The 12,779-nt window shown below is 56.5% G+C and carries 12 protein-coding genes; 5 read left to right on the top strand and 7 right to left on the bottom strand.

The genetic code is table 11. The annotated features are described in order from the left end of the window. The first annotated feature begins 46 nt into the window (after positions 1-46). The gene (locus CHB79_RS03710) at positions 47-2,041 is read left to right on the top strand and encodes a polysaccharide biosynthesis protein (RefSeq protein WP_089358921.1); all 1,995 of its coding nucleotides are present in this window, start codon (positions 47-49) and stop codon (positions 2,039-2,041) included. Positions 2,042-2,161: 120 nt separating this feature from the next. Beyond that, on the top strand, positions 2,162-2,965 hold the full coding sequence (locus CHB79_RS03715) for an SDR family oxidoreductase (RefSeq protein ID WP_010483317.1): 804 nt from the start codon (positions 2,162-2,164) through the stop codon (positions 2,963-2,965). Between the two features lie 44 nt (positions 2,966-3,009). Here CHB79_RS03715 and rfbD read toward each other — a convergent pair whose 3' ends face one another. The 4 genes from rfbD to rfbB form a co-directional block, all read right to left on the bottom strand. Then, entirely contained in the window at positions 3,010-3,888 is an 879-nt protein-coding gene (gene rfbD, locus CHB79_RS03720; RefSeq protein WP_089358922.1) for a dTDP-4-dehydrorhamnose reductase, read from the bottom strand. A 2-nt stretch (positions 3,889-3,890) separates the two neighbouring features. After that, the gene (gene rfbC / locus CHB79_RS03725) at positions 3,891-4,433 is read right to left on the bottom strand and encodes a dTDP-4-dehydrorhamnose 3,5-epimerase (RefSeq protein WP_089358923.1); all 543 of its coding nucleotides are present in this window, start codon (positions 4,431-4,433) and stop codon (positions 3,891-3,893) included. Next, a complete protein-coding gene (rfbA, locus tag CHB79_RS03730; protein WP_089358924.1) occupies positions 4,430-5,308 on the bottom strand; it encodes a glucose-1-phosphate thymidylyltransferase RfbA in 879 nt (292 codons plus the stop codon). The genes rfbC and rfbA overlap by 4 nt, the downstream gene beginning before the upstream one ends. Positions 5,309-5,370: 62 nt before the next feature. Next, positions 5,371-6,429: a dTDP-glucose 4,6-dehydratase gene (gene rfbB / locus CHB79_RS03735; RefSeq protein WP_089358925.1), complete on the bottom strand. Its 1,059-nt coding sequence runs from the start codon at positions 6,427-6,429 to the stop codon at positions 5,371-5,373. A gap of 232 nt (positions 6,430-6,661) precedes the next feature. Between rfbB and CHB79_RS03740 the strand changes: the two genes are divergently transcribed. The 3 genes from CHB79_RS03740 to CHB79_RS03750 all read left to right on the top strand — a co-directional run bounded on the left by CHB79_RS03740 (position 6,662) and on the right by CHB79_RS03750 (position 9,391). Continuing rightward, positions 6,662-7,828: an MFS transporter gene (locus CHB79_RS03740; protein WP_089358926.1), complete on the top strand. Its 1,167-nt coding sequence runs from the start codon at positions 6,662-6,664 to the stop codon at positions 7,826-7,828. Between the two features lie 789 nt (positions 7,829-8,617). Then, a complete protein-coding gene (locus CHB79_RS03745) occupies positions 8,618-9,046 on the top strand; it encodes a hypothetical protein (RefSeq protein ID WP_010483325.1) in 429 nt (142 codons plus the stop codon). Positions 9,047-9,058: 12 nt separating this feature from the next. Further along, on the top strand, positions 9,059-9,391 hold the full coding sequence (locus CHB79_RS03750) for a YnfA family protein (RefSeq protein ID WP_010483326.1): 333 nt from the start codon (positions 9,059-9,061) through the stop codon (positions 9,389-9,391). Between the two features lie 7 nt (positions 9,392-9,398). Here CHB79_RS03750 and CHB79_RS03755 read toward each other — a convergent pair whose 3' ends face one another. From CHB79_RS03755 to ngg, 3 genes are all read right to left on the bottom strand, one after another. After that, on the bottom strand, positions 9,399-9,647 hold the full coding sequence (locus CHB79_RS03755) for a YheU family protein (RefSeq protein WP_010483328.1): 249 nt from the start codon (positions 9,645-9,647) through the stop codon (positions 9,399-9,401). A gap of 106 nt (positions 9,648-9,753) precedes the next feature. After that, positions 9,754-10,947 (bottom strand): osmoprotectant NAGGN system M42 family peptidase, encoded by a 1,194-nt coding sequence (locus CHB79_RS03760; protein ID WP_010483329.1) that lies wholly within the window; start codon positions 10,945-10,947, stop codon positions 9,754-9,756. Positions 10,948-11,027: 80 nt separating this feature from the next. Beyond that, complete coding sequence (gene ngg, locus CHB79_RS03765; protein WP_010483332.1) at positions 11,028-12,767, bottom strand: N-acetylglutaminylglutamine synthetase; 1,740 nt, start codon at positions 12,765-12,767, stop codon at positions 11,028-11,030. Between the last annotated feature and the right edge of the window lie 12 nt (positions 12,768-12,779).

Raw genomic sequence — 12,779 nt, forward strand, 5'->3', positions numbered from 1 at the left:
TTAGCAAACCGTGTACTGACCACTTAATTCGGACGCCACACAATATATGGATACGCTTCGCATTTGGTTACTCAAGCTTCCGCGGCGGTATAAGCGCCTATTGCAGGTTGCGGTTGATACCTGCCTTGTCTGGGGTGCGCTTTGGCTTGCCTTTGTTGTCAGGTTGGGTATCGAGAATCCAATTAACCCACTCGCGGGGCACTTATGGCTGTTTATAACAGCTCCGCTGATAGCGATCCCTGTTTTTACCCGGGTCGGTATGTATCGTGCGGTCATGCGCTATTTCGGCAATGACGCGCTGATCACTATCTTCAAGGCGATCAGCATTTCCTCGCTACTGCTGGCGCTCGCGGTCTATTGGTACCAGGCTTCGCCTGTAGTGGTTCCCCGCTCAGTTGTCTTCAACTATTGGTGGCTGAGCCTTGTGATGATCGGCGGCTTGCGCCTGGTCATGCGCCAATATTTCATGGGCGACTGGTATGTTGCCGCGCAGCAGGTGCCTTTTTTCAACAAGAATGAAAACCTTCCCAGGGTTGCCATTTATGGGGCCGGTGCCGCAGGCAACCAGCTTGTGGCGGCCTTGCGCATGGGGCGCGCTATGCGGCCTGTCGCCTTTATTGATGATGACAGTGATATCGCCACGCGCATCATTTCAGGCATCAAGGTTTATAAACCCAAGCACATCCAGCAAATGATCGATGAGACTGGGGCGCAAGAGATCCTCTTGGCGATCCCTTCCGCAACACGGGTTCGGCGTCGTGAAATCCTGGAGCACCTTGAAGGCTTCCCGCTGCATGTTCGCAGCATCCCAGGGTTTATGGACCTGGCGAGCGGTCGGGTGAAGGTTGATGATGTCCAGGAAGTTGATATCGCAGATTTGCTTGGCCGGGATGCCGTTCCTCCACGCAAGCCATTGTTTGAACGTTGCATCCGTGGCCAGGTAGTGATGGTTACGGGGGCGGGCGGTTCCATTGGATCTGAGCTCTGCAGGCAGATTATTGCTACCGGGCCAATCACGCTTATTCTGTTCGAGCACAGTGAGTTCAACCTATACAGCATTCATGCAGAGCTTGAGCAACGTGCTGCCCGCGAATCGCTGCCTTTGAACCTGGTGCCCATTCTTGGTTCGATCCGCAATCCAGGACGCTTGCTTGATGTGATGCGCACCTGGAAGGTCAATACGGTCTATCACGCCGCTGCCTACAAGCATGTGCCTATGGTCGAGCACAATATTGCAGAAGGCGTGCTCAACAACGTCATTGGCTCTGTCAACACGGCCCAGGCTGCACTTAAAGCCGGAGTTGAGCATTTTGTATTGATCTCAACTGACAAGGCGGTGCGCCCAACCAATGTCATGGGCAGCACCAAGCGTCTGGCCGAAATGGTTTTGCAGGCTTTGAGCCAGGAGTCCGCTCCGGTCTTGTTTGGTGATAATGACACGGTTCACCACGTCAACAAGACCCGATTCACCATGGTCCGGTTTGGCAATGTGCTGGGCTCGTCGGGTTCTGTTATTCCACGTTTTCATGAACAGATTCGCCAAGGTGGGCCAGTTACCGTCACCCATCCAAACATCACCCGTTATTTCATGACCATTCCTGAAGCGGCTCAACTGGTTATCCAGGCTGGGGCGATGGGGCTGGGTGGTGATGTCTTTGTTCTGGATATGGGGCACCCGGTCAAGATCGTTGATCTTGCAGAAAAGATGGTTCACTTGAGTGGCCTTAGCATTCGTTCCGAGAAAAATCCGCACGGTGATATCACCATTCAATACACCGGGTTGCGCCCAGGCGAGAAGCTCTATGAAGAGTTGCTGATAGGCGACAATGTCAGCCCTACAGAACATCCAATGATCATGCGTGCCAGTGAAGAACACCTTGCATGGGATGACTTCAGGCAGGTGCTCAACGAGTTGGTTAGTTCAGTTGCGGCTGATGATTATGGTCGCGTCCGCCAACTGCTGCGTGAGACAGTAAGCGGATACAAGCCTGATGGTGAAATCGTTGATTGGATCCATCAGCAGCGTCGCCTCGAGCCTTGATAAAGCCTTGAGTTGCTGTGGTTTGCCCTGATCATTCAGGAGGCTAATGGTACGTGGGTGGGATTATGTCCTTGGGTACACTGCCTAGCATTAACCACAGCACCATAAGGCGACCTCCGTATGCAAAATCGCATCATGATTACTGGCGCAGGCTCAGGTTTAGGCCGTGAAATAGCGTTGCGTTGGGCACGTGAAGGCTGTCAGCTTGCACTCTCCGATGTTAATGCTGCAGGCCTTGCCGAAACCCTCGGGCTTGTACGCGAGGCGGGCGGCGACGGCTTTACCCAGCGTTGTGATGTGCGTGATTACAGCCAGCTAACTGAGTTTGCCCAGGCTTGCGACGAGAAATTCGGTGGTATTGATGTGATAGTCAATAACGCCGGCGTTGCTTCGGGTGGTTTCTTCAGCGAATTGTCGCTCGAGGACTGGGATTGGCAGATCGCAATCAACCTGATGGGGGTGGTGAAAGGGTGCAAGGCCTTCCTGCCCTTGCTTGAGCGTAGCAAGGGCAAGATCATCAACATCGCTTCAATGGCTGCCTTGATGCAGGGCCCGGCCATGAGTAACTACAACGTGGCCAAGGCCGGTGTTGTCGCGCTTTCCGAGAGTTTGTTGATAGAGCTTAAAGACCAGGGTGTAGGCGTTCATGTTGTGTGCCCATCCTTCTTCCAAACCAACTTGCTTGATTCATTTCGCGGACCAACGCCCGCAATGAAAGCCCAAGTGGGCAAGTTGCTTGAGAGTTCGCCAATCAGTGCGCAAGAGATTGCCGACTACATCTACCAGCAAGTCGAGCAGGGTGAGTTTATGATTTTGCCGCACGAACAAGGGCGCATGGCCTGGACGCTTAAGCAGCAGAACCCGCAAATGCTCTATGACGAAATGGCCAAGATGGCAACTAAGATGAAGGCCAAGGGTAATTAAGGTTTGGGCTTTTAGAGGAGCATTTGCTGCTCCTCTATTGTGAATCAGATCGCTATTTCCTTGAGCATTTGCGCTAGCTCCTCACGCCAGTCGCTTTGCTCGATAGTCAGCTTTTCTTCAATCAGGCTGCAATCCATTACCGACCAGGCAGGGCGGCGGGCTGGTGTTGGGTAGTCGACGGTATTGATTGGATTAACCTTAGGCGCCCTCGGTAACTGCTTAAGCGCAACGGCTTGGCTGAAGATTGCTTCTGCGAAGCCATGCCAGGTTGTCGCTGGCATGTTGCTGAAGTGATAGATGCCCCAGTTCAGGTTGCCCTTGTTGCTGTATTGGCTGACAAGTGCCCAAAGTGCCTTGGCAATGCTGGCTGCCGATGTGGGGCAGCCATGTTGATCGGCTACAACACCCAGTTCATCACGGGTTTGCGCCAGGCGCAGCATGGTTTTCACAAAGTTATTGCCATGGGCGCCAAACACCCAGCTCGTGCGCATGATGATGTGTTGCGCACAGTGCTTGGCCACCGCCTGCTCGCCTGCGAGTTTGCTTGCGCCGTAGACCCCGCTAGGGTTGGTTGGGTCTGTTTCTTTATAAGGCGCGCTGGCGTCGCCGCTGAATACATAGTCGGTAGATATATGTAATAGCGGAACACCAAGCTTGGCGGCTGCTGTGGCTAGATTCTCGGCACCCTTGGCGTTGACTGCATAGGCGCGTTCGCTGTCGGTTTCCGCTTTGTCCACTGCGGTGTAGGCTGCCGCGTTGATAATCAGCTGTGGCTTGAGTTCGCTGGCTTTGTTGGCGACTTGTTCCAGGTTGCTGATATCCAGTTCGCTCGAGCCCAGCCCGGTGACTGTAAAGCCAGCAGGGGCCAGGCGGACAAGTTCATGACCGACCTGGCCATGGGCGCCAGTAATCAAAACGCGCATGCTTAGCCCTTTTGCTCGATGAGTTGTTGCAGCGATGGGTTCAGTTGGTCCTTACCTGAAAGCAAGGGTTGTTCGATAGGCCAGGGGATATTGACTTCGGGGTCGTTCCAGATCAGGCCGCCTTCGTCTTCGGGGAAGTACAGGTCGGTACACTTGTACTGAAAATCCGCCACCTCGCTCAGCACGCAAAAGCCGTGGGCATAGCCTGGCGGTACCCAGAGTTGGCGATGGTTTTCATCGTTCAATTCAACACCCACGTATTGGCCGCAAGTTGGCGACTCGGGGTTGATATCGACCGCCACGTCATACACCGAGCCACGGCTGACGCTGACCAGCTTGCCTTGCGGGCGCGTGCGTTGGAAATGCAGGCCGCGCAGGACGCCACGTTGCGAGCGCGAGTGGTTGTCCTGGACAAAGGGCAGGTCGATCCCCGCGTCACGATAGCGCTCGGTCTGGAAGCTTTCGAGGAAGAAGCCACGGTGGTCGCCAAAAACTTTTGGCTCAATGATCAATACGCCAGGCAGTGCAGTTTCTATAACTTTCACAGCACTTTCTCCTGTTCAAGCAGGCGGCTGAGGTACTGGCCGTAGCCTGTCTTGCTCAGTGCTTGGGCCTGGGCAGATAGTTGCTCGGCTGATAGCCAGCCCTGGTGGTAGGCGATTTCTTCCAGGCAAGCGACTTTCAGGCCTTGGCGCATTTCGATGGTATGCACAAACTGGCTGGCTTCCATGAGCGAATCATGGGTGCCGGTGTCGAGCCAGGCGAAACCACGGCCAAACATGCTGACGTGCAGGTCGCCGCGTTGCAGGTAGGCGTTGTTGACATCGGTGATCTCAAGCTCGCCACGGGCAGAGGGCTTGACGTTTTTGGCGATTTCGACCACTGAGTTGTCGTAGAAATACAGGCCCGTCACGGCGTAGTTGGACTTGGGCTTGGACGGCTTTTCCTCGATGGAGATGGCCTTGCCTGTGTTGTCGAACTCAACCACGCCAAAGCGCTCCGGATCGCTGACATGGTAGCCAAATACAGTGGCGCCACTGGTCCGGCTTGCGGCCTCTTTAAGCATTGCGCTAAAGCCATAGCCGTAAAAAATATTGTCGCCGAGAATCAGGCAGACACTGCTGTCACCGATAAAGCTCTCGCCAATAATAAATGCCTGCGCCAGGCCATCAGGTGAGGGCTGTTCGGCGTAGCTCAGTTCAATACCAAACTCTTCGCCATTGCCCAGCAGTTTACGGAACTGGGGTAAATCCTCGGGTGTGGAGATAATCAGTATCTCCCGAATACCGGCAAGCATCAGCACCGACAGCGGATAGTAGATCATTGGCTTGTCATATACCGGCAACAGCTGCTTGGACACACCACGGGTAATGGGGTGCAGGCGTGTGCCGGAGCCGCCAGCGAGGATGATACCTTTCATAAAAACGTCCTGTACGAAACTGGGTTGTTCACTAAAGCGAGGCCGGAGCCGCGCAACATCATTTAGATTTCGGCGCCGAGTCGGCCAAGTCGATAGTCACCTGACAATACGCGCTGCCACCAGTCCTGGTTATCGAGGTACCAGCGGACGGTTTTGCGTAGGCCGCTGTCAAAAGACTCCTGCGGGGTCCAGCCAAGTTCACGCTCGATTTTAGAGGCGTCAATGGCGTAGCGCAGATCATGCCCCGGGCGATCTTTCACGAAGGTTATAAGGGTTTTGTAGCTCTGGGCTGAAGCCTGCGGCACCAGTTCGTCAAGCAGCTCACAGATGGTTTCCACAACCTCCAGGTTGCGCTTCTCATTGTGGCCGCCAATATTGTAGGTCTCGCCTACGGCGCCTTTGCTCACCACTTCAACCAGGGCGCGGGCATGGTCTTCAACGTACAGCCAATCACGTATTTGCGAGCCATCGCCATAGACCGGCAGGGGCTTGCCCGCGAGTGCATTGAGAATGACGTGGGGAATCAGTTTTTCCGGGAAGTGATAGGGGCCGTAGTTGTTCGAGCAGTTGGTCAGCAGCACCGGCAAGCCGTAGGTGCGCTGCCAGGCGCGAACCAGATGGTCTGAACTGGCCTTGGAGGCAGAGTAGGGCGAGCTGGGCGCATAGGCGGTGGTTTCGGTGAACAGGTCGTCGGTGCCTTCGAGGTCGCCGTAGACTTCATCGGTGGAGATGTGATGGAAGCGAAAGCCTTGCTTTTCATCGTCACCCAACCCATTCCAGTAACGGCGCGTGGCTTCAAGCAGGTTGTAGGTGCCGACAATATTGGTCTGGATAAACTCGGCGGGGCCGTCAATCGAGCGGTCCACATGGGACTCCGCTGCAAGGTGCATCACGGCGCTGGGCTTGAACTGCGCAAATACCGCATCCAATGCCGCGCTGTCACAGATATCGACCTGGTAAAAGCTGTAGCGCGGCGAGTCCTTGGCCCCAGCAAGTGAATCCAGGTTGCCTGCATAGGTCAGCTTATCGAGGTTGGCGACGACGCACTGCGTGTTCTCAATCAAGTGACGAACGACAGCAGAGCCAATAAATCCAGCGCCGCCGGTGACAATAATCCGCATTAATGCTTCTCCGCTAAAGCGACTTTCCAAAGTGCTTTGATCATAAGTTTTCCAACCTGGGTATGTTACGCCATCTTCCTGCCTGATTCTGCCAGGTCCAGTGTTTTCTGTATGGCAACGCGTTTCAGGTAATCTGACTGTTTAGTCAGTTATCCGCTGTTCAGGCTTGCCCAATACATGGCCGGCAGTTAGGGTGGCGTGCTCACCTAACGTTGAAGACACTGGACGCCTTGTGAAGCCCGCATCAAAGACCTTGCTGCTGATTGCCCTGATTGTTGCGGCGATTAATCTGCGACCTGGCATTACTTCCCTCGCTCCCTTGATTGAGCGCATTGCCGAAGAGCTTGCGCTGAGCCGCACTGTGATCAGCTTGACCACGGCGCTGCCGGTTTTATGCATGGGCTTGTTGGCGCCTTTTGCACCACGTTTAGCGGTACGTTTTGGTCTGGAGCGCACCGTTACCCTGTGTCTCATGCTTATCACCGGGGCTTTAGCGATTCGCCTGATCGGTGATACGACCGCTATCCTGATTGGCAGTGCTGTTGTGATGGGGGCAGCGATCGCCATAGCCGGGCCGTTGCTGTCGGGCTTTATCAAGCGCCATTTTATCGGCCGTGTGGGCAAGGTTGTGGCCTGGTATTCGTTGAGCATGGCCATTGGCGGGGCGGCGGGAGCTGTTTTGACTGTGCCTGCCACGCAGTTGCTCGGTGACAATTGGTCACGCGGCCTGGCCGCTTGGGCGTTGCTGGGGATCGCTGGAGTCGTGTTGTGGCTGTTTGTGCCAAACCTAAAAGTGACCGAAGAAACTGCAGGGCAACCTGCAGGTTTACCCTGGGCCAAGCCAAGGGCCTGGATGATCAGTGGTTTTTTTGCCCTGCAGGCGGGGTTGTTCTATGCCATCGCCACCTGGGCGGTTGCCCGTTATCACGAGGCGGGCCTGAGCCTGCTGCACAGTAATAACCTGTTCGGCACCATTATGTTGATGGGCTTGCCCAGCGCCTTTCTGTTGCCTTGGTTGGCCCAGCGTTTTAATAATCGCTACATACTACTGATGATATGCGGCGCGACATCGGCCCTGTGTTTGGCAATGATCGCCTTTATGCCGAGGCTGCTTCCGGAGGTATGGGCGGTGGCGCTGGGTTTTGCGCTTAGTGGTTCCTTTGCCTTGTCCCTGGTATTGCCCTTGTATGAAGCTGAGTCCCCGCTGGACGTCAGTCGCTGGACTGCGATGATGTTGTTCATGGGCTATAGCTTTGGCAGCTTGATGCCGGTGATCAGCGGGTTCGTACGTGATGCTTCTGGTACCTACCAAATGCCATTTGCAATGATGACGGGCATGGCCGTGGTGATGACCGTGCTCGCTGGCTTCTTGCGCCACGGCGCCCGCTCGGCCCGGTAGCAGGATGGGCTTATCCATCTAACCTTGGCTGGCTCTTTCAATTGCTTGGTGGACAAGCTTCGCGTTGTCACACCCTGCGGGCTCGGTTTGTAGGGTGGAAGACGCTTTATCCTTCCACCATTGGCGGTGTATCTGAAATTTTTGGTGGACAAGCTTCGCGTTGTCACACCCTACGGGCTTGATATGTAGGGTGGAAGACGCTTCATCCTTCCACCGTTGACGGCGCATCCAGATAATTGGTGGACAAGCTCCGCGTTGTCACACCCTACGGGCTCGGTATGTAGGGTGGAAGACGCTTTACCCTTCCACCATTGGCGACGCATCCAGATAATTGGTGGACAAGCTTCGCGTTGTCACACCCTCGGGGCTTGGTATGTAGGGTGGAAGACGCTTCATCCTTCCACCATTGGCGGTGTATCTGAGATTTTTGGTGGACAAGCTGCGCGTTGTCACACCCTACGGGCTCGGTATGTAGGGTGGAAGACGCTTTACCCTTCCACCATTGGCGACGCATCCAGATAATTGGTGGACAAGCTTCGCGTTGTCACACCCTCGGGGCTTGGTATGTAGGGTGGAAGACGCTTCATCCTTCCACCATTGGCGGTGTATCTGAGATTTTTGGTGGACAAGCTGCGCGTTGTCACACCCTACGGGCTCGGTATGTAGGGTGGAAGACGCTTTATCCTTCCACCGTTGACGGTGCATCTAAGATAATTAGCGGGCAGGCTTTGCGTTGTCACGCTTCACGGCCTGTGATAGAAGGCAGCCTGGTTTTAGTGGAGTGGCGGTGTGGAGTCTGAGTCGATCGTTTATGGCTGTATACGCGACTGGCCGTCGGATAGTGCGCTGGAAAGTCGCCTGCGTCGGCAAATAAACCGTCAGGTGCTTGGCGAGTTGCCAACGAGTGATTGTTGGCCTTTGCTGGGACGTGAGATGTTTTCCTGCTGTCAGGTCCCGAGCGAGGCTGTGTACCAGACCCAGGTGATTCATTTCGGCGCGAGCTATAAGTCGGTCGAGTACGAGTGGAGCCTGTGGATTGAGCAGTTCGAGGCTCTGCTCAAGCGTTTGTATTGGGCCAGTGCGGTGGTTCATCTCGAGACTGAGTTAAATGGCACCCATACTTTTCGCTGGGAATCCGATGGTGACTTCCATAGCCCGCAAGAGGGCGATTTGCGCGTGCGCTGCGCCTGGGAGCGCGAAGGTGGCGGGCGTAACTAACGAGGCAGTCCAGTGCTGAATTACCTGTGGTTCTTTATTGCCGCGCTTTTTGAAATCGCAGGTTGCTATGCATTCTGGATGTGGCTGCGCCTGGGCAAAAGCCCGCTGTGGATTCTGCCAGGCCTGGCCAGTTTGGTGCTATTTGCGCTGTTGCTGACTCGCATCGAAGCCAGCTATGCGGGGCGCGCGTATGCAGCCTATGGTGGGGTTTATATAGTGGCGTCGCTGTTGTGGCTGAGCCTGATCGAGAAGGGCCGCCCACTATTAAGTGATTGGCTAGGCGCCGGGTTATGCATTGCGGGGGCACTGGTTATATTGCTCGGGCCGCGATTTTCCAGCCCTTGAGTGCCGGCTAGTCGAGCGAGTCCGCCAGGTCATTGAGCCATTCCTTGGGCACATCACGTTTCATCGCCAGTTGGCACTGTTCGCTTTCGGGGTCGAAGATGATCACCGCTTCGCCTTTATCAAGGGCCTGGCGCACCCGCAGCACACGGGTTTGCAGCGGCGTTTCATCGCCATTGTCGGTGCCGTCACGGGTGACGAAGTCTTCGATCAGCAAGGTCAGCGTCTCGGCTTGCAGCATATTGGCGGGGATTAACACACAAGCGCTCCATCAGCGACTGGAAATACAGCGGCGATGCTAACCCTTGGCATCGCCGCTGACCATCACTCTTGAACCTGAGCAACAGCCTGTTTCCGTCAGGCTGCTATTTTTCCTTGGTGTCCAAGGTGTTAAGCAGACTGTCAACGCAAGGCACCCGTGTTTCACTTTCCATTTGCGCATCATGTTCGAGTTGATGGCTGAAGCGTTCAAGGGAGCCTTCGGCGGGTTGGGCGTCGCTGGCGAAGACCGGTGGGCTGAGCAGGTAAGCACTGATCAGTCTGGTGAGCGCAGCAAGGCTGTCGATATGGGTGCGTTCATAGCCGTGGGTTGCATCGCAGCCAAACGCGAGCAGGGCGGTGCGGATATCGTGGCCGGCGGTCACTGCAGACTGAGCATCGCTGTGGTAGTAGCGAAACAGGTCGCGACGCACCGGAATGTCGTTCTCGCTGGCAAGGCGCAGCAATTGGCGCGAAAGATGATAGTCATAGGGGCCGCCCGAGTCATGCAAGGCCACGCTGACCGCGTGCTCGTTTGACTGCTGGCCGGGGGCGACTGGGGCAATATCGATGCCGACAAATTCGCTCACATCCCAAGGCAAGGCGCCGGCGGCTCCGGAGCCGACTTCTTCAGTAATGGTAAATAGCGGGTGACAGTCAATTGGTGGCTCGATACCGCTGTCGACTATGGCCTTCAAGGAGGCGAGCAGGGCGGCAACACCGGCTTTGTCATCCAGGTGGCGAGCACTGATATGGCCGCTTTCGGTGAACTCCGGCAGTGGGTCAAAGGCAACGAAATCGCCGACCGATACGCCGAGGCACTCGCTGTCTGCGCGGGTTGTGGTAATTGCATCCAGGCGCAACTCGACGTGATCCCAGCTGACCGGCAGCTCATCGATCGCGGTGTTGAATGCGTGTCCGGACGCGAGCAACGGCAATACGCTGCCGCGCAATACACCGTGATCAGTAAACACGCTGACGCGGCTGCCTTCGGCAAAGCGGCTCGACCAGTGACCAATGGGGGCCAGGCCCAGGCGGCCGTTATCCTGCACCACACGAACAATCGCGCCAATGGTATCCAGGTGCGCCGAGATGGCGCGATCCGGGCTGTAGCGCTTGCCCTTTAGGGTGGCGCGAATGGTGCCGCGGCGGGTCATTTCAAAGGGGATGCCCAGCTCGTGAAGGCGCTCGGCCACATACCGGACAATGGTGTCGGTGAAGCCGGTTGGACTGGGAATGGCGAGCATTTCGAGCAGTACTTTCTGCAGGTAGTCTAGGTCTGGCTCTGGGAGTGATTGCATTAAAGCCTCCTGGCAGGTGAAAAATCTGGATCAGCGCTGAGCCCTGGATGCAGGCGTGCAGTTGCACGCCTGCGGCAGCTTCAGTTGACGCCGCGACTCAGCGGAAACAACAGATCGATGAAGCGCTCAGCGGTGGGCTGAGGCTCGTGGTTGGCCAGGCCTGCGCGCTCGTTGGCTTCAATAAACACATACTCGGGTTGATCGGCTGCTGGCACCATCAGGTCCAGCCCGACCACGGGGATATCGAGTGCGCGGGCAGCGCGGACTGCAGCCTCGGCGAGCACCGGATGCAGGATGTCCGTCACGTCTTCAAGGCTGCCGCCCGTGTGCAGGTTGGCAGTTTTGCGCACGAACATTTTCTTGCCAGCCGGCAAGACGCTTTCGTAATCAAGACCAGCCGCCTGCAGGGTGCGTAAAGTTTCAGCGTCCTTGGGGATCTTGCTTTCGCCATCGGTTGCGGCTTGGCGGCGGCGGCTTTGCGAGTCTATCAAGTCGCCAATGCTATGCAGGCCGTCGCCAATGATTTCAGCGGGGCAGCGGATAGCGGCTGCCACCACTTCAAAGCCAATCACCACAATGCGCAGATCAAAACCTTCATGGAAGCTTTCGAGTAGTACACGCTCATCAAAGGGCTTGGCACGCTCGATGGCATCGTGGACTTCAGTCGGGCTGCGCAAGTCGACCGCCACGCCCTGGCCTTGTTCGCCGTCCACCGGCTTGACCACCACGCGCTTGTGGGTGGCAAGGAATGCGGCATTTTCTTCAGCGCTCCCGGCGAGCCGTTGCGCGGGCACGCTCAAGCCTGCGCGGCTGAGGGTGCGATGGGTGAGGCGTTTGTCCTGGCAGAGCGTCATGCTGACGGCGCTGGTCAGGTCGGTGAGCGATTCACGGCAGCGAATGCGACGTCCGCCGTGGTTAAGGGTAAACAGGCCTGCCTCGGCGTCGTCGACATTCACCTCTATACCGCGGCGCATGGCTTCATCAACGATGATCCGCGCGTAGGGGTTCATTTCGCTTTCGGGGCCGGGGCCGATAAACAGGGTCTGGTTGATACCGTTCTTGCGTTTGATGCTGAACGTCTGCAGCTCGCGAAAGCCCAGCTTGGCGTACAGGCGCTTGGCCTGCTTGTTGTCGTGCAACACCGATAGATCGAGGTGGCTAAGGCCACGGCTCATCGAATGTTCGATCAAGTGACGAACCAGCACTTCGCCGACGCCAGGGCGCGAGCAGTGCGGGTCGACCGCCAGGCACCAGAGACTGCAGCCGTTTTCCGGGTCGCGGTAGGCGCGTGCATGGTTGAGGCCCATGACGCTGCCGATCACCGCGCCGCTGTCTTGATCTTCAGCCAGCCAGTAGGTTGGGCCGCCTTGCTCGTAAGGCGTGAGTTTTTCAGGGTCGATCGGCTGCATGCCGTGCAGTTGGTAGAGACAGTTGATGGCCTGCCAGTCTTCATCATTTTGTGCGCGGCGGATGTTGTAGCCACGAAAGCCACGGCGCGCGGGACGGTAATCCGTGAACCAGATGCGCAGCGTGTCGGATGGGTCGAGAAACAATTGTTGTGGAGCGTGCGCCAGGACTTGGTGCGGCGCGGCAACGTAAAGCGCGATATCACGCTCGCCAGGCTCCTCGGTTACCAGCTCATTGGCCAGTGCCGCGGCATCTGGAAAGGTGTGGCCAATCAATAGCCGGCCCCAGCCACAATGTATGGCTACCGGTTCGCTGGGTTGGGTTGTGCGGTCTTCAGCGAAGCGAGCTTGCAGGCGCTCGTAGGTCGGAACTTGGCCGCGAAGAAGGCGCTGGTTGTAGGCATTGGCTCGCATTGGAACTGTTCC

It is taken from the genome of Pseudomonas segetis (assembly GCF_900188155.1).
In the GTDB taxonomy this organism is placed as follows: Bacteria; Pseudomonadota; Gammaproteobacteria; order Pseudomonadales; family Pseudomonadaceae; genus Aquipseudomonas; species Aquipseudomonas segetis.